The sequence below is a fragment of the Leclercia sp. G3L genome (assembly GCF_021117075.1).
Classification (GTDB): Bacteria; Pseudomonadota; Gammaproteobacteria; order Enterobacterales; family Enterobacteriaceae; genus Enterobacter; species Enterobacter adecarboxylatus_C.
The window spans coordinates 4,741,907-4,760,804 of record NZ_CP088265.1 but is presented as its reverse complement, the minus strand read 5'-3'; the positions used below and the strand labels follow the sequence as shown (position 1 = coordinate 4,760,804).

Here is an 18,898-nt window from a genome sequence, read left to right as displayed (position 1 = left end):
TCTATCTTATTTAGCTATGTTAGCATGTGCGGCCATGGAATTGGTACAAAAGAAACCATTAAGGCTTTGTAATGACCCGACAATCCTGGCTGCTCAATCTGAGCCTGCTGAAGACCCATCCGGCGTTTCGTGCTGTTTTTATTGCCCGTTTTATCTCCATTTTATCCCTTGGCCTGCTCGGCGTGGCCGTACCGGTCCAAATCCAGATAATGACCCACTCCAGCTGGCTGGTGGGGCTCTCCGTCACCCTGACCGGCGGGGCGATGTTTATCGGTCTGATGGTCGGCGGGGTGCTGGCGGATCGCTACGAGCGTAAGAAGCTGATTCTGCTGGCGCGCGGCACCTGTGGGGTGGGCTTTGTCGGGCTATGTTTGAACGCGATGCTGCCGGAGCCGTCGTTAATCGCCATCTATGCCTTGGGCCTGTGGGACGGCTTTTTTGCCTCCCTCGGGGTAACGGCGCTGCTGGCGGCAACGCCGGCGCTGGTAGGGCGCGAAAACCTGATGCAGGCAGGCGCCATCACTATGCTCACCGTGCGTCTGGGCTCGGTGATCTCGCCGATGGTCGGCGGCCTGCTGCTCGGCACCGGGAACGTCGCCTGGAACTACGGCCTGGCGGCGGCGGGTACCTTTATCACCACCTTAACCCTGCTGCGCCTGCCTTTATTGCCACCTCCGCCGCAGCCGCGTGAGCATCCGCTGAAATCCCTGATGGCGGCGATCCGCTTTCTGTTCAGCAACCCGCTGATTGGCGGCATCGCCCTGCTGGGTGGTCTGCTGACGATGGCGAGCGCGGTGCGGGTGCTCTATCCGGCGCTGGCGATTGAGTGGCAGATGAGCGTGTCGCAGATTGGCCTGCTGTATGCGGCGATCCCGCTGGGTGCGGCTTTTGGCGCGCTCACCAGCGGCAACCTGGCGCAGAGCGCCCGTCCGGGGCTGATTATGCTGGTGGCAACCCTGGCCTCGTTTATTGCGATTGGTTTCTTCAGCCTGATGCCGTTCTGGGCCCTGGGCGCGATCTGCCTGGCGCTGTTCGGCTGGCTGAGCGCGGTCAGTTCATTGCTGCAATACACCCTGATCCAGACCCAGACCCCGGAAGCGATGCTCGGGCGCATCAACGGCCTGTGGACGGCGCAGAACGTGACCGGCGATGCGATTGGCGCCGCCATTCTCGGCGGGCTGGGGGTGATTATGACCCCGGTGGCGTCGGCCAGCAGCAGCGGGTTTATGCTGGCGATGGTGGGGGCAATACTGCTGGTGGGGTTAGCGGAGTTGCGCCGGTTCCGGCAGGAGCCTGCTCCGGTTTAATGCGGTGGAATGTGCCGGGTGGCGGCTACGCCTTACCCGGCCTACAACACCCACAACCGCACGAACCGTAGGCCCGGTAAGCGCAGCGCCACCGGGCACAAGGCCGCCCCTTACTTAAACAACCCCTCTAAACGCTCCAGCACCCGCATCGCACTGAAATAATCCAGGCGGAAGGTCTCGGTGCCCAGCGCCCAGACGCGTTTGTTTTGCACCGCCGGGAGATGGGCCAGCAGCGGGTTGGCGTAGATCGCATCCACGTCCTTCTGATCCCCGGCAAACAGGAACAGCCCTTCGCCGTTCAGCCCGGTCGCCAGATTTTCTCCCCCTAACTGCACAATGTCGTGGCGTTTGCCCTGGCTCTGCGACGGGTTCAGCCCGGCGGGCAGAGTGGCAAGAGAGAAGCCCAGCTGTTGCAGCAGCTTGCCCTGCGCCGACTCGGCGGTCCACAGGTTGGCGCTGTGGGCGGCGGCGGTATAGACAATGGCGTTCACCGGCTGCGGCGGCTGCTTCAGCTGCTGTTTGACCCGGGTGAGCTGTGTATCAAATTCCGCAATCCGCGCCGCGGCCTGCTTCTCCTGTCCGGTAATGGTGCCCAGCTGGGTCAGCAGCGCCTGCCAGCTTTTGTCGTCGTAGTTGATCACCAGCGTCGGGGCAATGGCCGAGAGCTGATCGTAGAGCGCCACGGCAGAATCCCCGCCGGTGGCGCTGACCAGGATCAGATCCGGCATCTGGGCGGCAACGGCTTCGGCGCTCGGCTCACCGATATACAGGCGCGCCAGCTTACGCTGTTTTGCCACCTCGCCCCACTGGCGCAAAAAGCCCTGATCGTCCGCCACCCGGTTATTCGGCGTGGTGGCGCCGCTGGCAATCACCGGGGCATCAATCGCCAGCAGGGAGCCGGTGAGGGTCACGCTGGTGGAGACAATCCGCGTCGGTTTGCTTTCCAGCGTGTGGGTTCCGTGGCTGTCAGTGACCTGACGCGGCCAGTCGGCGGCAAGCGCTGAGGTTAATCCTGAAATTAAAAGTCCGGTTAAAAGCAGGGTGTTACGACAAACAGCGGGCAGTTTCACTAAGGGGCATCCTGTTTTCGTTGAAGTTAATGCTTCTCATTTTCATGAATGAGCCGCAGGGATGCAAGCGATAGTCGCACAAGTTGCGCTGTAGGCGGTTGACACCATCGCGCTCTGGGATTAGGTTAGCGAGCGAAAATATAAATGATAATAATTCTTACTGCTTTTATCATTTCAGGAGGATGATATGGATACGTCACTGGCTGAGGACGTTCAGCACACCGCGACCACGCTGCACAAAGACAGCTTCTTCTTTATGTCGCCCTATCGCAGCTTTACCACGTCTGGCTGCTTTGCCCGTTTTTCCACTCCAGCCGTCGGCGGCGACGATCCGGCCAGCGCGTTTCAGCAGCAGCTGACCCAGGCCTTTGCCGATGCCAAAGCCGCCGGAATTGCTAACCCGGTGATGGTAGGGGCGATCCCCTTTGATACCCGCCAGCCCTCGTCGCTGTTCATTCCGCAAGCGTGGCAACCTTTTGCCCGCCCGGCGCGCCAGCAGTCTGCCCGCTATGCCGCCCGGACCGCACCCTTGACGGTCAAATCCCGCACCGAGATCCCGGCGCAGTTAGCCTTCGAAGAGATGGTGGCCCGCGCCGCCGCCCTGACCGCCACCCCGCGCGTGAATAAAGTGGTGCTGTCGCGCCTGATCGATATCGCAACCGAAGAGAACCTCGACAGCGGTGCGCTGCTGGAAAAACTGATTGCCCAGAACCCGGCCAGCTTTAACTTCCACGTCCCGCTGGAAGATGGCGGGGTACTGCTCGGCGCCAGCCCGGAGCTGCTGCTGCGTAAAGAGGGGGCCCATTTCAGCTCCCTGCCGCTGGCCGGTTCCGCCCGTCGTCAGCCGGACGACATGCTCGATCGCGAGGCGGGCAACAAGCTGCTGGCCTCGGCAAAAGATCGTCACGAACATGAGCTGGTTACCCAGGCGATGAAGGCGGTCCTGACCCCGCGCAGCCATCAGCTGACCATGCCTGCCTCGCCGCAGCTGGTGACTACCCCGACCCTGTGGCACCTCGCCACCCCGGTGGAAGGCGAAGCGCGTGAAGATGAGAACGCCCTGACCCTGGCCTGCCTGCTGCACCCGACCCCGGCCCTGAGCGGCTTCCCGCACCAGGCGGCGAAAGAACTGATTGCCGAGCTGGAGCCGTTCGACCGCGACCTGTTCGGCGGCATCGTCGGCTGGTGCGACAGCGAAGGCAACGGCGAGTGGGTGGTGACCATCCGCTGCGCGCGACTTCACGCCAACAGCGTGCGCCTGTTTGCCGGTGCCGGGATTGTGCCTGCCTCCTCACCGGTCGCCGAGTGGCGCGAAACCGGCGTCAAACTGACCACCATGCTGAACGTTTTTGGTTTGCATTAAGGATTAATCATGACCCTTCCCTTTACCCGCTGGCCCGATGAATTCGCCCGCCGCTATCGTGAAAAAGGTTACTGGCAGGATCTGCCTCTGACAGAGATTCTGACCCGCCACGCCGACAGCGATGCGCTGGCGATTATCGACGGCGAACGCCGCATTACGTATCGCCAGTTCCAGCAGTACGTCAATAACCTCGCAGCCGCGCTGCAGGCGCAGGGGATCCAGCGGGGCGAAACCGCTCTGGTGCAACTGGGGAACGTCGCCGAGTTCTATATCACCTTCTTCGCGCTGTTGCAGGTGGGCGTGGCTCCGGTCAATGCTCTCTTCAGCCATCAGCGCAGCGAGCTGAACGCCTACGCCAGCCAGATTGAGCCCGCGCTGCTGATTGCCGACCGCGCCCACGGGCTGTTTGCCGGCGACGACTTCCTCAACACCTTTGTGGAGCAGCACCGCTCCGTGCGCGTGGTGCTGCTGCGCGGCGAAGGGCTGGAGACGGCCATTGCCCGTCCGGCGGAGAACTTTATCGCCAGCCCGACCCCGGCCGATGAGGTGGCGTTCTTCCAGCTCTCCGGCGGCAGTACCGGCACGCCGAAGCTGATCCCGCGCACCCACAACGACTACTACTACAGCATTCGTCGCAGCAACGAGATCTGCGGTATTAGCGCGCAAACCCGTTACCTGAACGCCCTCCCGGCGGCGCACAACTTTGCGATGAGCTCTCCGGGCACGCTGGGGATCTTTATGGCCGGGGGCTGCGTGGTGCTTGCCAACGATCCGAGCGCCACGCTCTGCTTCCCACTGATCGAACAGCATCAGATCACCGTCACCTCGCTGGTGCCGCCGGCGGTCAGCCTGTGGCTACAGGCTATTGCAGAAGGGGCTGGTAATGCCCAGCTGGCCTCGCTGCAGCTGTTGCAGGTGGGCGGAGCGCGACTCTCCGCCACCCTGGCTGCCCGTATTCCGGCGGAGATGGGCTGCCAGCTCCAGCAGGTGTTCGGCATGGCCGAAGGGCTGGTGAACTACACCGCGCTGGATGATGCCCCGGAACGCATCATGAATACCCAGGGCCGCCCGATGTGCCCGGATGACGAAGTGTGGGTAGCCGATGAGCACGGCAATCCGCTGCCGCGCGGCGAGGTGGGGCGTCTGATGACCCGCGGGCCCTACACCTTCCGCGGCTATTACAAGAGCCCGGAACACAACGCCAGCGCCTTTGATGCGAACGGCTTTTACTGCTCGGGGGATCTGATCGCCATTGACGAGCAGGGCTATATCACCGTGCAGGGGCGCGAAAAAGATCAGATCAACCGCGGCGGGGAGAAGATCGCCGCCGAAGAGGTGGAAAACCTGCTCCTGCGCCACGAGGCGGTGATCCACGCCGCGCTGGTCAGCATGGAGGACAGCCTGCTGGGCGAGAAGAGCTGTGCATATCTGGTGGTGAAACAGCCCCTGCGCGCGGTCGAGGTGCGCCGCTTCCTGCGCGAGCAGGGGGTTGCAGAATTCAAACTGCCGGATCGCGTGGAGTGCCTGGAGGCACTGCCGCTGACGCCGGTAGGCAAAGTCGATAAAAAACAATTACGCCTGTGGCTGGCCGAACGGGCGCAGGGCTGAGGAGCAGAAGATGGCAATTCCAAAATTAACCGGTTATGCGCTGCCAGGGGCAGCAGATCTGCCGACCAACAAAGTCAGCTGGACGATGGAGCCCGCGCGCGCCGCGCTGCTGATCCACGATATGCAGGAATACTTCCTGAACTTTTGGGGCGATAACTGCCCGATGATGGCCCAGGTAGTGGCGAACATTGCCCGCCTGCGCGACTACTGCAAACAGCAGGGGATCCCGGTCTACTACACCGCCCAGCCGAAAGAGCAGAGCGATGAAGATCGCGCCCTGCTGAACGATATGTGGGGACCGGGCCTGACCCGCTCACCGGAGCAGCAGCGCATTGTCGCGGAGCTGACCCCGGATGACGCGGACACCGTGCTGGTGAAGTGGCGCTACAGCGCGTTTCACCGCTCGCCGCTGGAGCAGATGCTCAAAGAGAGCGGCCGCGATCAGCTGATCATCACCGGGGTGTACGCCCATATCGGCTGCATGACCACCGCCACCGACGCCTTTATGCGTGACATCCAGCCGTTCTTCGTCGCCGATGCGCTGGCGGACTTCACCCGGGATGAGCACCTGATGTCGCTCAAGTACGTGGCCGGTCGTTCCGGTCGCGTGGTGACCACCGACGAACTGCTGCCGTCCCTTCCTGCCTCGAAAGCGGCGCTGCGCGAGCTTATCCTGCCGCTGCTGGACGAGTCCGACGAGCCGATGGATGACGAAAACCTGATCGACTACGGTCTGGATTCAGTGCGGATGATGGCCCTGGCGGCGCGCTGGCGCAAAGTGCATGGGGATATCGACTTCGTGATACTGGCGAAAAACCCGACCCTGGATGCCTGGTGGGCGCTGCTCTCCCGCGAGGTGAAATAATGCTGGATTTCACGGGAAAAACCGTCTGGGTGACCGGGGCCGGAAAAGGCATCGGTTACGCCACCGCGCGGGCGTTTGCTGAGGCGGGCGCAAAGGTGACAGGCTTTGACGTCGCCTTCCCGCAGTCGAGCTATCCCTTTGCCACCGAAGTGCTGAACGTGGCTGACGCGGTACAGGTGCACGCGGTCTGCGGACGTTTACTGGCGACGGTTGAGCGTCTGGATGTGCTGGTCAATGCTGCCGGGATCCTGCGGATGGGGGCGACCGATCAGCTCTCGCAGGACCACTGGCAGGAGACCTTTGCGGTCAACGTGGGCGGGGCCTTCAACCTGTTCCAGCAGACGATGGGCCAGTTCCGTCGTCAGCAGGGCGGGGCGATTGTCACCGTGGCGTCCGACGCGGCGCACACCCCGCGCATCGGCATGAGCGCCTACGGTGCTTCGAAAGCGGCGCTGAAAAGCCTCGCCCTGACCGTCGGCCTCGAGCTGGCGGGCAGTGGCGTGCGCTGTAATCTGGTGTCGCCGGGCTCTACCGATACCGATATGCAGCGCACCCTGTGGGTGAGCGATGACGCCGAGCAGCAGCGTATTCGCGGCTTTGGCGAGCAGTTCAAGCTCGGCATTCCGCTGGGTAAAATAGCCCGTCCTGAAGAGATTGCCAGCACCGTGCTGTTCCTCGCTTCTGACCACGCCAGCCACATCACCTTGCAGGATATCGTGGTGGACGGCGGCTCGACGCTGGGGGCCTGAATGATCTGGAAACGACATTTGTCCCTGGAGGCGCTGAACGACTCCAGCCTGAACACGATGGTGGCGCATCTGGGGATCGTCCATACCCGGATCGGTGATGACACCCTCGAGGCCGAGATGCCGGTGGATGCCCGCACCCATCAGCCGTTTGGCCTGCTGCACGGCGGCGCGTCGGCGGCGCTGGCGGAGACGCTGGGGTCAATGGCCGGTTTTCTGATGACCCGCGATGGGCAGAGCGTGGTAGGCACGGAGCTCAATGCCACTCATCATCGTGCGGTGTCGCAGGGGAAGGTGCGTGGGGTGTGTCAGCCTCTGCATCTCGGGCGCACCAGCCAGAGCTGGGAGATCGTGGTGTATGACGAGCAAGGGCGGCGGTGCTGTACCTGTAGGTTGAGTACCATGGTGTTGGGCTAATATCAGGGCGAGATTATTCTCGCCCTGCGTCATTTATTTTTATCTTAACGAAATTAGCATCACTATTTTCTTAAAATTCTCCTTTTAATTGCGGCAGGATGGTCGCTGTTACGGTTTTTCGTTATGCTGCCCGGCGGGATGAATATAATGGAACTGACAATGGAAAAAATGCGATATATTACGGGAGCGCTCGCTGCATCATTATTATTATCAGGATGCGCCACCTACTGGGGAAAAGTACCTTATACGCCGCCGCCGGATTCCGAGCAAAACACGGCAAATGTTCGCATGATCGGTAACCCGCCTGGATTTACGATCAGTCAGCACGGCAAAAAAGATGGTGCGGTTGATTTTACCAGCGTCGTGGTGTTACGGCCTACCCACGATCTGGGGTTCCCGAAAGCCAGCAATGACCCGGATCGCTATAAAGAAACCTATTACGACGCGAAAGTGTATGCCGGAACGCCGACCCGGGTGGGGTTCAGGTTCCTCTATGGCTGTAACTTTGTGAGCTATACCTTTGTGCCGCAAAAAGGTGAAACCTATGAGTTTCGCCTTTCAGTTTCGGATAAGAGTGGTTACTGCGTGCTGTATGCGACCCATTTAAAATACGACAGTGAAAACCAAATCTACCTGGACGAAAAGGTCGAAAAATATGAAGGTTACACAAGTAAATAGTCTCGGTGTGAAAATACCGGGGCTTATTTTGTTGGGCTTATTTTATATGGCTATGCTCAGCGGTTGTATAAGGAATGTCGATCGTACGCAACAGGGAACCGTCAGTAAACTCCAGGAAAGCGACCTGGATAAAAAGCTGGTGACGGGTAAAACAACCAAAAAGGATGTGTTACTGCTGTTAGGGCGACCCGATATTCCGCAGGATTACAACCATCAGAATACGTGGTTATATCATTCGAAGGTTAAAGGACGCGCGCTGTATGTGGTCGTTCCTGTGTTTTATGATGAGTCCGTAACGCTGGTACTAACTTTTAATGAAAATAAAATACTTACCCACCGGGAATATAAAAAGGCGTAATTATATCCCTTTGCTTTAACTGGGTATCCACCCGCAAACGTGGGTTTTGTAGGCCCGGTAAGGCGAAGCCGCCACCGGGCGCACAACTGCACAATGGTTACAACATCGACACCACCCGCTTTAACAACCTGATCCGCGGTTCAATCGACGCCTTATCCAGCCACTCCGCCGGGCTGTGGAAACCGGCGCCGATCGGGCCAAAACCGTCGAGGGTCGGGATACCCAAGGCCGCGGTATGGTTCGCATCGCTGCCGCCGCCGACCGCCTGCCAGGTAATGGCGATCTCCTCTTCGCGTCCGGCTTGCTCAACCCGTGCCATCAACGCACGCGTCTCATCGCTGGTGGCCATAGCCGGTTTGTGGTTGATGCGGGTGAGAGTGGTGGTCACCCCGTCGAGAAAACCTTTCGCACATAATGCCTCCAGCGCCTGATGCACCCGGTCGTATTCGTCGTTTTCCCAGAAGCGCACGTCCAGCTCGGCGTCGGCGATGTCGGCCACCACGTTTCCCGCGCTGCCGCCCTGGATCACCCCGACGTTCAGCGTGGTGCCGCGCGTCAGGTCGGTCAGCCCATTAATCGCCAGAATGCTGTGGGCCAGCGCCACGATCGCCGAACGGCCTTTCTCCGGATCGTTACCCGCATGGGCCGCCACGCCGCTGAAGTGCAGCTGATAACCGGCCATCCCTTTACGCGCTTTCACCAGCGACCCGTCGGCGCGGGCGGCTTCGCACACCAGCACGCAGCGGGACCGTTTTGCCAGCTCGCCGATCCATTCGTGTGAGTAAACGGAACCGGTCTCTTCGTCCGGGTTCATCGCCACCGCAATCGACAGCCGCTGTTTATCGGAATCATCAAGCTCGCGCATCGCCCACAGGATATTGAGCAGGCCGCTCTTCATGTCGGAGACGCCTGGGCCGTAAAGCCGGGTATCATCCTGACTCAGCGGACGCGATGCCACCGTGCCCGGGGCAAACACCGTGTCGAGATGGCCGACAAGCAGCACGTCAAATTTTTCCGCCTGCGGTTTGTTGGTGACAAACACGCCGGGGCCCACCTGCCTGCCCAGATCGACCTGCTCAGTATGCCAGCCTTCGGCCTGCCACAGGCGCTGCATAATGCCCGCCACCGTCGCCACGCCGTTGAGGGTTTTGGTTCCGCAGTCGACGTTGACCAGGGTTTTTAGCTCTTCAATGTAGTGTTCAAGATTCATCAGAGATCCTTTTTCAGAGAATAATGCGCATCAGCAGCATGGCTAAGAAGGCGTTGATAACCGAGATGGCGATCATCAGCGGAATGCGGGTGGCACGGGTGCCAATCACCCCGAGGATGCGCCCGAGGTACTGCACCTGGGAGCCCATCAGGTAGATGGCCGGAGCGAGGATCGCCAGGTGCTCGCCGGTAAGAATGCCTTTATCAAACAGGCCGATGGCGACGCCAATACCGCCGCCCATCGACATCCAGCCGCCGATCAGCACCGCGGCGGCTTCTCCCGGCAGGCCAAACAGCCCCATCAGCGGGGCGAATATCATTCCCAGTCCTTTTAACGCGCCGGTTATCTCCAGCGCTTTGATGATGATAAAGGCCATCACCACGTTTGGTAGGGTGCTGCTGGTGGCAATGCCCCAGCCCTTGCGGGCGCCTTCGACAAAGACGTCGGTAATAACAGGATTTGCGTTCGGGGCGCTCATCAGGCTTCTCCTTTTGCCGGGGCGGTGACAGGGGCTTTATTCTGGAATCTGACAACCAGGCGCATCATATTGGCACCGACAATTTTCATGATGAACATCACCGCGATGCAGGCTCCGATGGAGGTCGGCACTGCCGCCGTGCCGTCGATAGCCACCAGGGTGAAGAGGATCGCGCCGGAGGAGAAGAAGTTGGTGATCATCGCCCCGGCCGAGAACTGAAACATGGCGAAGACATCTTTTTCGTTCTCGCTGATCTGCCCCTCGTCGGCGAGGTTGCGGGTCAGGGACGCGCCCACATCGGTGCTTTGCAGGCTGCCGATCAGCGCCAGGCCGGTGGTGCCCGGGATGCCCAGCAGCGGCCGCAGTAGCGGGGTTAGCAGCTTGCGCGCGGCACGCAGGGCGCCGTAATGCTCCAGCACGTTGATCATGCCGAGGGCAAACATCACCGCCGGGATCAGCCCGAGGGCAAACAGAAAACCATCCATCGCGCCGCTGCCACCGGTGCCGCGAAAGGCGCTGGTGGCGGTGGTTAAGGTGCCCTCGTTAAGACTCGCTTTACTGACCACCTTGCCAAACGCGCCGTTCAGCGTGGTGAAATCAAACACGCCGTACCACTCTTTACCGCCTAACAGGCCGGAGAAAAATACTGCTGCAAACGCCAGTGCGAAATACGCGCCGGGGCCCACCTTATACTCCTCAGGGTGTAAACTTTTCATATCCTTTTCCTTGTTAAAATAGTGTCCTGCAAGGCTATTCTGGTGATAAAACCCATAAAAAAACTGATGTAAATCATCCTGTAAACGCAGATACGGGAAAAATTGCCTGAATTGTGAACTGGATAAGGCACGGAAAGCGGGTGAAAGTGATCGGCTTAACAATGTTATGTAAATGACTGGTTGGATGTCTGTTTTTACGTGTAGTTGAGTTGTTAAATCTTAAGCGAGTGTTATAGATACAAAATGTAACATCTCTCTTCTGCGATGATGGAAACCATATCATGAACAACTCAGGGAAATACCTCATCTGGGCAGGGCTCTCCGTGGTGGGCGCCTTTGCGCTGGGCTATATCGCCCTCAACCGCGGTGAACAGATCAATGCGCTGTGGATTGTGGTCGCAGCGGTCTGTATCTATCTGATTGCCTACCGTTTTTACGGTAAATTTATCGCTCGCAACGTGCTCTCCGTCGACCCGACGCGCATGACGCCGGCGGTGCGGCATAACGATGGTCTGGACTATGTCCCGACCGACAAAAAGGTGCTGTTTGGCCACCACTTTGCGGCGATTGCCGGAGCCGGACCGCTGGTGGGGCCAGTGCTGGCCGCGCAGATGGGCTATCTCCCGGGGATGATCTGGATCCTCGCCGGGGTGGTGCTGGCCGGGGCAGTGCAGGACTTTATGGTGCTGTTCGTCTCCACCCGCCGCGACGGGCGCTCGCTCGGCGAGCTGGTGAAAGAGGAGATGGGCCCTACCGCCGGGGTAATTGCCCTGGTGGCCTGCTTTATGATCATGGTGATTATCCTTGCGGTGCTGGCGATGATTGTGGTGAAAGCCCTGACCCACAGCCCGTGGGGGACTTACACCGTGGCCTTTACCATTCCGCTGGCGATCTTCATGGGGATCTACATTCGCTATCTGCGCCCGGGCCGCATTGGTGAAGTGTCGGTGATTGGCCTGTTCTTCCTGGTGTTCGCCATTATCTCCGGCGGCTGGGTGGCCGAGAGCCCAACCTGGGCCCCGTACTTTGACTATACCGGCGTGCAGCTGACCTGGATGCTGGTGGGCTATGGCTTTGTGGCTGCGGTACTCCCGGTGTGGCTGCTGCTGGCCCCGCGCGACTACCTCTCCACCTTCCTGAAAATCGGCACCATCGTCGGGCTGGCGATTGGCATTCTGATTATGCGCCCGACCCTGACCATGCCTGCGGTAACTAAGTTTATCGACGGCACCGGTCCGGTCTGGTCCGGCAACATGTTCCCGTTCCTGTTTATCACCATCGCCTGTGGCGCGGTCTCTGGCTTCCATGCCCTGATCGCCTCCGGCACCACGCCGAAGATGCTGGCTAATGAAAATCAGGCCTGCTTTATCGGCTATGGCGGCATGCTGATGGAGTCCTTTGTTGCCATCATGGCGCTGGTGTCAGCCTGTATTATCGATCCCGGCGTTTACTTCGCGATGAACAGCCCGATTGCGGTGCTGGCACCGGCCGGTACGGCAGACGTGGTGGCCTCTGCGGCCCAGGTGGTGAGCGGCTGGGGCTTTGCCATTACTCCGGATACCCTGACCCAGATCGCCAACGAAGTGGGCGAGCAGTCGATTATCTCCCGTGCGGGCGGTGCGCCGACCCTGGCTGTGGGGATGGCCTACATTTTGCACGGCGCGCTGGGCGGCCTGATGGATGTATCGTTCTGGTATCACTTTGCGATCCTGTTTGAAGCCCTGTTTATCCTGACGGCGGTGGATGCGGGAACCCGTGCGGCGCGCTTTATGCTGCAGGATCTGCTGGGGGTGATTTCTCCGGGGCTGAAGCGCACCGAGTCGCTGCCGGCCAACCTGCTGGCGACCGCGCTGTGCGTGCTGGCGTGGGGTTACTTCCTGCATCAGGGGGTGGTGGATCCGCTGGGGGGCATCAACACCCTGTGGCCGCTGTTCGGTATCGCTAACCAGATGCTGGCCGGTATGGCGCTGATGCTCTGCGCGGTGGTGCTGTTCAAGATGAAACGTCAGCGTTACGCCTGGGTGGCCCTGGTGCCAACGGCGTGGCTGCTGATCTGTACCCTGACCGCCGGCTGGCAGAAAGCCTTCAGCCCGGATGCGAAAGTGGGCTTCCTCGCCATCGCCAACAAGTTCCAGGCGATGATCGACAGCGGTAAGATCCCGGCGCAGTACACCGAGTCGCAGCTGTCACAGCTGGTGTTTAACAACCGTCTCGATGCCGGGTTGACCATCTTCTTTATGGTGGTGGTTGTGGTGCTGGCGCTGTATTCTCTGAAGACCGCCCTGGCCGCCCTGAAACAGGACAAGCCAACGGCGAAAGAGACGCCGTATCAGCCGATGCCTGCCAACTATGAAGAGATTGTGACCCAGGCGAAAAGTGCCCATTAAAGGCAATGCCGGGTGGCGCTAGCGCTTACCCGGCCTACATTTCCAGTGAGATGAGCGATATGTTCGACACCCTATCTAAAGCAGGTAAGTACTTAGGCCAGGCGGCAAAAATGATGATCGGCGTGCCGGACTACGACAACTACGTTGAGCATATGCGCGTCAACCATCCTGACCAGACCCCGATGACCTACGAAGAATTCTTCCGCGATCGCCAGGACGCCCGCTACGGCGCCAAAGGCGGAGCGAAGTGCTGTTAACCCTCTTTCGGCAGGTACAGGCTGATCTGCTCCTGCGTGCAGCCGTAAATGGCCGCCAGTTTTTCACGGGTGCGTTTTTGCGGGCGGGAGTCGACGGCTTCCAGCTGTGACACGGCGGACTGGCTGATGCCCAGCTTGTCGGCTACCTCCTGTTGCGATAAGCCGCGCAGGATGCGCCAGGCGGCCTGCAGGCTGACCTGTTCATAAGTCATAATGCGGCAGACATCTTCGGGTAAACCAACATGATCATAGATGTCGGTTTCGCTATCGATTTTCTCCCATTCTTCTTCATTTTCATCATCATATTCCGCCAGTTGCAGTTGCATACGGAAGTACTCATCGTAAGGAATAACGACATATTGCGGCTTACCTTCGTCATCATTGATCATTTGTACAGCCATAGAGAGTGTTCTCCTCATGCAGATAAGTGGTGGACGTTCTTCGCTTGACGGCCACGATGTAGCAAACATCCCGCGACTCTCCCTGGAAAATGAAGATCACCCGGTAATCTCCAGTCCGTAAGCGATAATAATCCTCACCCATATCGAGTTTTTTAATATCAGGACGCGGCGCATTTCTGTCATTGATTGCCGCCATTTTCTCTTCAATTCGCGTCTGGTAGCGCTTATCTATCTTTGCCAGATCGCGTTTAGCGGTTCTTGACCACACAATCTTCATCCGTACCTCCACTGTACGCCCACACGAAATATAAGGAAATAATAAGACTATTAGATAAATTCCGAATTACTTATGAGGTACTGTAGGACGGGGATCGGGGCGGAAAAAGCGGCAAAAAACGGATTGTCGAGGCGGGTCGAAAACGCCTCTGCCAGGCGGCAGAGGCGTACATAAGATCTGCGAGCGGGTGTCAGGCGTTCAGCCCACCGTCCACGTCCAGCCCGGTGCTGGAGATCTGCCCGGCTGCAGGGCTGGCAAGGAAGGTGACCGCGGCGGCGATATCTTCCGGCTGGCCGTAGTGCCCGGTGGCAATAAGCTGACGCTGCGATGCGGCCTGCACGCCATCCTCCGGATTCATATCGCTATTGGTGGGACCGGGGTGGACCAGATTGACGGTGATGCCGCGCGGCCCGAGGTCACGTGCCAGCCCACGGGTCAGGGAGTTGAGCGCCGATTTGGTCATTGAATAGACCGCGATACCCGGCTGGGCGACGCGGTTGGCCAGACAGCTGCCGATGTTGATGATCCGTCCGCCGTCGGACATATGCACCAGCGCGGCCTGGATAGCGATCACCACCCCGCGAATATTGACGTTAATCAGGGCATCAATGTCCGCCAGGGTCATGGACTCCAGTTCACCGCCGCGCGCAATCCCGGCGTTATTGACCAGAATATCGAGCCCGCCCAGGGTGCGCGCCGCATGGGTGACGGCATTCTGAATGGCCTCGGCGCTGGCGCTGTCGGCCTGAACCGCCTCGCTGAGGCGTCCCATCGCCGTAATTTCATCGGCAACGGCCTGGGCCTTATCGGCGGATTTCTCATAGGTGATAACCACATCGGCACCCGCCCGGGCCAGCGACAGCGCAATGGCACGGCCCAAACCCCGGCTGGCGCCGGTAACCAGCGCCTTCTTACCTGTTAAATCGATCTGCATGATGACCTCAACTCAAGAGTGATGAGAACCATCCTTATGTATAGAAGGCGTGTGTCCGGCGTCAATCCGCCGGGCGGCTGAGGTTTTCCACTTTCTCAAACGCGGCGCGCAGGATCGCTGGCGTCAGGGCGATCGGCAGGGCATGGATCGACTCCACCGGGCGCAGGGTATGGGCAATAACCTTGTCCAGCTCGTCGCGGTTGTGGATATCCACCTCCAGCTCGCGCAGCGTGGTGGGCAGGTTAAAGCGCTGGTACGCTGCGACCAGTTCGCGCAGCACGGCGTCCTGGCCGAGCAGGGCGCTCTGCACCAGAATGCCGTAGGCCACCTTGGTGCCGTGGAGGAACTGCGCGGTCTGCGGCAGCACCGTTAAGCCGTTATGCACCGCATGCGCCGCCGCCACGCGGGTGTAGCGTTCCCCCAGCCCGCCCACCATGCCGCCGCCGGCGATAATGGCATCCACCACGTCATGAAATTCACGGGTGACCTCGCGGCGCGTCTGGTCGGCCAGCGCCTGCTCGCTGTGTTCCAGCAGCACGTCGCGGATCGCCAGCGCGCCGTTGATCCCGAGCCTGACCGTCAGCGGTAGCTGCTCGGGCTGCGGGGCCAGCACCACCGCTTCATACCATTTTGCCAGGGTATCGCCGATCCCCGCCAGCAGGTACTCCGCCGGGGCGTTAAGCACGATCTCCGGCTCGACCAGCACCAGATAGTTGGCATCGTCAAAGATCTCAAAGTGCAGCGCCTGCCCGGCATCGTTGTACCACACCGACAGCGGAGTCCAGGCGGCGCAGGTGGCGGCGATGGTTGGAATGGCAACCACCGGCAGGCCCAGACGACGGGCCACCGCTTTGGCGGTATCCAGCAGCGCGCCGCCGCCGACGCCAATCACTACGCTGCGGTTATCGCCAGCATCCTGCACGAGCTGGTTCACATCGTGTTCGCTGCAGTGGCCTTTAAACAGCAGATGTTTGGCTCCCTTTGTATTGAAACTTTCGGGCAGGAACGGGCGCGCACCGGCAAGGGCGCGTTCGCCGTAGATCCATACCGCCCGGGAGAGTTGCTCCGGGGTGAAAAATGCGTTCAGGCGGGCAAGGGCCCCGCGGTGGGAGTAGTAGTTGGCCGGGCCGGGAACGACGCGGATATCGGTGTTGCTCATGATGGTGTCCTTTTTACGAAGCGCTAACCCGATGTTATGGCTAGACATCCAGATGGCTAATACTATTTTGCTTTATCTTATGCTTTTTCCTTCGTTGCCAGCCAGTCCCGGCTGTGAAAAATTCCATAAATCAAAAGATTAATGATAAGGGATCGCAGCGAATGTCAACCAGTCGCCTCGAGATGCGCGGCATCAGCCTGGCTTTTTCTGGCTTTCAGGCATTGTCGCGCGTCGATTTCACACTGACGGGCGGATCGGTACACGCGCTCACGGGCGCGAACGGCGCCGGTAAATCGACCCTGATGGCGGTGCTGTGCGGCACGCACGCGCGCTATGAAGGCGAAATCAGCATCAATCACCAGCTTGTCACTATTCGCGAGCCGGTGGATGCCAAACGGCTGGGCATCCATCTGGTGCAGCAGGAGGTGGACGTAGCGCTGATCCCCGGCCTGAGCATTGCGGAAAACATCATGCTCGATCATCTGGCGCAGCCGGGACACCGCTTCCACTGGGGGAAACTGCGCGAGCAGGCCCGGCAGGCGCTGGCGCAGCTGGACGTCTCCCTCGACGTGCGGCGCGCTATCGACAGCTGCACCCTGGCGGAAAAGCAGCAGATCCTGCTGGCGCGGGCGCTCTCTCATCACTGCCGGTTTTTAATTCTGGATGAACCCACCGCGCCGCTGGACGCCCACGAGAGCGAGCGGCTGTTTGCCGTGGTACGACGCCTGCAGCAGCAGGGGATCGGAGTGGTGTTTATCTCCCACCGCATCCACGAGCTGAAGGCGATCTGCGACACCTTAACGGTGCTGCGCGACGGCAAGCTGATCGAGTCCGGCCCGATGGCGGATCTCAGCGGCGAAGCGATCGTCGAGAAGATGCTCGGCCACGAGCTGAGCGATATCTACCCCCCTGCGCGTCCTCCTCACAGCGGCGAAACCCTGCTGCGCGTGGAGGGATTGCATGACGAAGGGCTGCTGAAGGATATCTCCCTGCACCTGCGCAAGGGCGAAATTCTGGGCATCGCCGGGCTGGCGGGAGCCGGGAAAACCGAACTCTGCAAGGCGCTGTTTGGCGCCAGTAAAAGCCAGGTGGCAAAAGGCGAACTGAACCAAAAGCCCTGGAAACCGCGCGACCCGGCGGATTCGGTCCTGCGTGGGCTGGCGCTGGTGCCGGAAGAGCGGCGCAAAGAGGGCATCTTTATCGATGAGCCGGTGAGCATGAACCTGGCGGTGTCAGCGGATAACAGCTTTTCGCGCTGGAGCCTGTTCGGTCATCGCCAGGCGTGGCGCTGGGCTGAAGAGGTGATCGCCCGGGTGGGTGTGCGCACCCGCGGGCCGGGGCAGGTACTGCGCCGTCTGTCGGGTGGTAACCAGCAGAAGGTGGCGATTGGCAAATGGCTGCGCGGCAACGCCCAGGTGCTGATCTTCGACGAGCCCACCAAAGGCGTGGACGTGAAGGCCAAAACCGATCTGTTCCAGCTGATTGACGGCCTGGCGCGGGAAGGCAAAGGGGTGATTTATGCCTCGGGGGAATTTGCCGAGCTGGTGGGCCTGTGCGACCGCATCTGCGTGCTGTGGGACGGGCGCATCGTGGCGGAGCTCGAGGGGGCAACCGCCCGCGAAGAGACATTACTTTATTATTCAACCGGAGGAACGGCGTCGTGAGCAAGGCCCTTTCAGTGACTGCGGCGGCGTCTGGCCGTCAGCAAATTTTCGATTTTCTTTATAAGTGGGGCATGTTGCTGACGGTGGTCGCGCTGGTGGCCATTTTCGGCGTGGCGTCAGAGAACTTCCTCGATCCCAACAACATCATCAACATTCTGCGCTCTATCGCCATCGTGACGGTAATTGCCATCGGCGTCTCCATCTCGCTGACCATTGGCGGGTTTGACCTCTCTGTCGGCTCTACCGCGTCGCTGGCAAATGCCCTGGTGATCTCGCTGTTTGTCTGGCACGGCTTCGGCACCACCGAATCCATTCTGATCACCCTGGCGCTCTGCACCCTGGTGGGGCTGTTTAACGCCTTCCTGATCGTCATCCTGCGTATTCCCGACATGCTCGCCACCCTCGCCAGCCTGTTTGTGATCCAGGGCGTGGCGATGACTTACAGCTACGGCGGGTCGATCACCGAAAACATGGTGCTGCCGAGCGGCGACATGGCGGAAGGGACCATCCCGGCAGCGTTTGGCGCGCTGGGGCAGGTGCCGACCATCGTCATTATCATGCTGGCGGTGACGCTGCTGGCGCAGCTGGGGCTATCCCTGACCACCCACGGTCGCCGTATGTACGCCATTGGCGGCAACCCGGAAGCGGCTCGCCTGTCCGGCATTCGCACCACCCGCTATAAAGTGGCGGCCTACGTGATTGCTTCGCTGCTGGCGGGCCTTGGCGGCATTCTGCTGGCCTCGCGCATTGGCTCCTCGCAGGTGAATGCCGGCGGCGGTTATCTGATGGATGCGGTGGCGGCGGCGTGGATCGGCTTCTCGCTCGCCGGCTCCGGCAAACCGAACGCGCTGGGCACCCTGGTGGGGGCGGTGATCCTTGGGGTGCTCTCCAACGGGCTGGTGATGCTCTCGGTGCCCTATTACGCAATGGACATTATAAAAGGGCTGGTGCTGGCGATTGCGCTGGCCATCACCTACGTACAAAAACGTTAACAACACGACGG

At 60.2% G+C, this 18,898-nt stretch carries 20 protein-coding genes; 12 read left to right on the top strand and 8 right to left on the bottom strand.

What is annotated here, in order from left to right:
- The first annotated feature begins 71 nt into the window (after positions 1–71).
- Positions 72–1,307: an enterobactin transporter EntS gene (gene entS, locus LRS40_RS24340; protein ID WP_142488601.1), complete on the top strand. Its 1,236-nt coding sequence runs from the start codon at positions 72–74 to the stop codon at positions 1,305–1,307.
- Positions 1,308–1,417: 110 nt separating this feature from the next.
- Here entS and fepB read toward each other — a convergent pair whose 3' ends face one another.
- A complete protein-coding gene (gene fepB, locus LRS40_RS24335) occupies positions 1,418–2,377 on the bottom strand; it encodes a Fe2+-enterobactin ABC transporter substrate-binding protein (RefSeq protein WP_156263169.1) in 960 nt (319 codons plus the stop codon).
- A gap of 187 nt (positions 2,378–2,564) precedes the next feature.
- Between fepB and entC the strand changes: the two genes are divergently transcribed.
- From entC to bamE, 7 genes are all read left to right on the top strand, one after another.
- The gene (gene entC, locus LRS40_RS24330; RefSeq protein WP_231312901.1) at positions 2,565–3,740 is read left to right on the top strand and encodes an isochorismate synthase EntC; all 1,176 of its coding nucleotides are present in this window, start codon (positions 2,565–2,567) and stop codon (positions 3,738–3,740) included.
- Between the two features lie 9 nt (positions 3,741–3,749).
- Positions 3,750–5,348: a (2,3-dihydroxybenzoyl)adenylate synthase EntE gene (gene entE, locus LRS40_RS24325; RefSeq protein ID WP_231312900.1), complete on the top strand. Its 1,599-nt coding sequence runs from the start codon at positions 3,750–3,752 to the stop codon at positions 5,346–5,348.
- A 10-nt stretch (positions 5,349–5,358) separates the two neighbouring features.
- Complete coding sequence (locus tag LRS40_RS24320) at positions 5,359–6,213, top strand: isochorismatase (RefSeq protein ID WP_231312899.1); 855 nt, start codon at positions 5,359–5,361, stop codon at positions 6,211–6,213.
- 2 nt (positions 6,214–6,215) lie between these two features.
- The gene (gene entA / locus LRS40_RS24315) at positions 6,216–6,962 is read left to right on the top strand and encodes a 2,3-dihydro-2,3-dihydroxybenzoate dehydrogenase EntA (RefSeq protein WP_231313934.1); all 747 of its coding nucleotides are present in this window, start codon (positions 6,216–6,218) and stop codon (positions 6,960–6,962) included.
- Complete coding sequence (gene entH, locus LRS40_RS24310) at positions 6,963–7,376, top strand: proofreading thioesterase EntH (RefSeq protein ID WP_231312898.1); 414 nt, start codon at positions 6,963–6,965, stop codon at positions 7,374–7,376. It begins immediately after the preceding gene.
- Between the two features lie 147 nt (positions 7,377–7,523).
- Entirely contained in the window at positions 7,524–8,054 is a 531-nt protein-coding gene (locus LRS40_RS24305) for a hypothetical protein (protein WP_231312897.1), read from the top strand.
- Complete coding sequence (gene bamE / locus LRS40_RS24300; protein WP_231312896.1) at positions 8,032–8,412, top strand: outer membrane protein assembly factor BamE; 381 nt, start codon at positions 8,032–8,034, stop codon at positions 8,410–8,412. The genes LRS40_RS24305 and bamE overlap by 23 nt, the downstream gene beginning before the upstream one ends.
- 97 nt (positions 8,413–8,509) lie before the next feature.
- Here the strand turns inward: bamE and LRS40_RS24295 are convergent, their stop codons facing one another.
- Genes LRS40_RS24295 through LRS40_RS24285 form a run of 3 tightly spaced genes read right to left on the bottom strand, consistent with a single transcriptional unit; the run spans position 8,510 to position 10,816 of the window.
- Positions 8,510–9,622, bottom strand: coding sequence for a M20 family metallopeptidase (locus tag LRS40_RS24295; protein ID WP_231312895.1), 1,113 nt, complete (start codon positions 9,620–9,622; stop codon positions 8,510–8,512).
- A gap of 13 nt (positions 9,623–9,635) precedes the next feature.
- On the bottom strand, positions 9,636–10,100 hold the full coding sequence (locus LRS40_RS24290; RefSeq protein WP_142488614.1) for a YjiG family protein: 465 nt from the start codon (positions 10,098–10,100) through the stop codon (positions 9,636–9,638).
- The gene (locus LRS40_RS24285) at positions 10,100–10,816 is read right to left on the bottom strand and encodes a nucleoside recognition domain-containing protein (protein ID WP_142488616.1); all 717 of its coding nucleotides are present in this window, start codon (positions 10,814–10,816) and stop codon (positions 10,100–10,102) included. Before LRS40_RS24285 ends, LRS40_RS24290 begins: the two co-directional genes overlap by 1 nt.
- A gap of 281 nt (positions 10,817–11,097) precedes the next feature.
- Here LRS40_RS24285 and cstA point away from each other — a divergent pair, with 281 nt between their 5' ends.
- Together cstA and LRS40_RS24275 are read left to right on the top strand one after the other, a co-directional pair.
- A complete protein-coding gene (gene cstA / locus LRS40_RS24280; RefSeq protein ID WP_156263174.1) occupies positions 11,098–13,203 on the top strand; it encodes a pyruvate/proton symporter CstA in 2,106 nt (701 codons plus the stop codon).
- Between the two features lie 59 nt (positions 13,204–13,262).
- On the top strand, positions 13,263–13,460 hold the full coding sequence (locus LRS40_RS24275; RefSeq protein WP_142488620.1) for a YbdD/YjiX family protein: 198 nt from the start codon (positions 13,263–13,265) through the stop codon (positions 13,458–13,460).
- Here the strand turns inward: LRS40_RS24275 and LRS40_RS24270 are convergent.
- The 4 genes from LRS40_RS24270 to LRS40_RS24255 form a co-directional block, all read right to left on the bottom strand.
- Positions 13,457–13,861 carry a helix-turn-helix domain-containing protein gene (locus LRS40_RS24270; protein ID WP_142488622.1) on the bottom strand — a complete coding sequence of 135 codons (405 nt, stop codon included), beginning with the start codon at positions 13,859–13,861 and terminating at the stop codon, positions 13,457–13,459. The genes LRS40_RS24275 and LRS40_RS24270 overlap by 4 nt on opposite strands.
- Positions 13,839–14,138, bottom strand: coding sequence for a type II toxin-antitoxin system RelE/ParE family toxin (locus LRS40_RS24265; RefSeq protein ID WP_142488624.1), 300 nt, complete (start codon positions 14,136–14,138; stop codon positions 13,839–13,841). Before LRS40_RS24265 ends, LRS40_RS24270 begins: the two co-directional genes overlap by 23 nt.
- Before the next feature lie 190 nt (positions 14,139–14,328).
- Entirely contained in the window at positions 14,329–15,072 is a 744-nt protein-coding gene (locus LRS40_RS24260; RefSeq protein ID WP_231312894.1) for an SDR family NAD(P)-dependent oxidoreductase, read from the bottom strand.
- 61 nt (positions 15,073–15,133) lie between these two features.
- Positions 15,134–16,231 (bottom strand): oxidoreductase, encoded by a 1,098-nt coding sequence (locus tag LRS40_RS24255; RefSeq protein WP_142488628.1) that lies wholly within the window; start codon positions 16,229–16,231, stop codon positions 15,134–15,136.
- Positions 16,232–16,392: 161 nt separating this feature from the next.
- Here LRS40_RS24255 and LRS40_RS24250 point away from each other — a divergent pair, with 161 nt between their 5' ends.
- On the top strand, positions 16,393–17,895 hold the full coding sequence (locus LRS40_RS24250) for a sugar ABC transporter ATP-binding protein (protein ID WP_156263177.1): 1,503 nt from the start codon (positions 16,393–16,395) through the stop codon (positions 17,893–17,895).
- Positions 17,892–18,887 (top strand): ABC transporter permease, encoded by a 996-nt coding sequence (locus LRS40_RS24245; RefSeq protein WP_032616998.1) that lies wholly within the window; start codon positions 17,892–17,894, stop codon positions 18,885–18,887. The genes LRS40_RS24250 and LRS40_RS24245 overlap by 4 nt, the downstream gene beginning before the upstream one ends.
- Positions 18,888–18,898 lie beyond the last annotated feature (11 nt).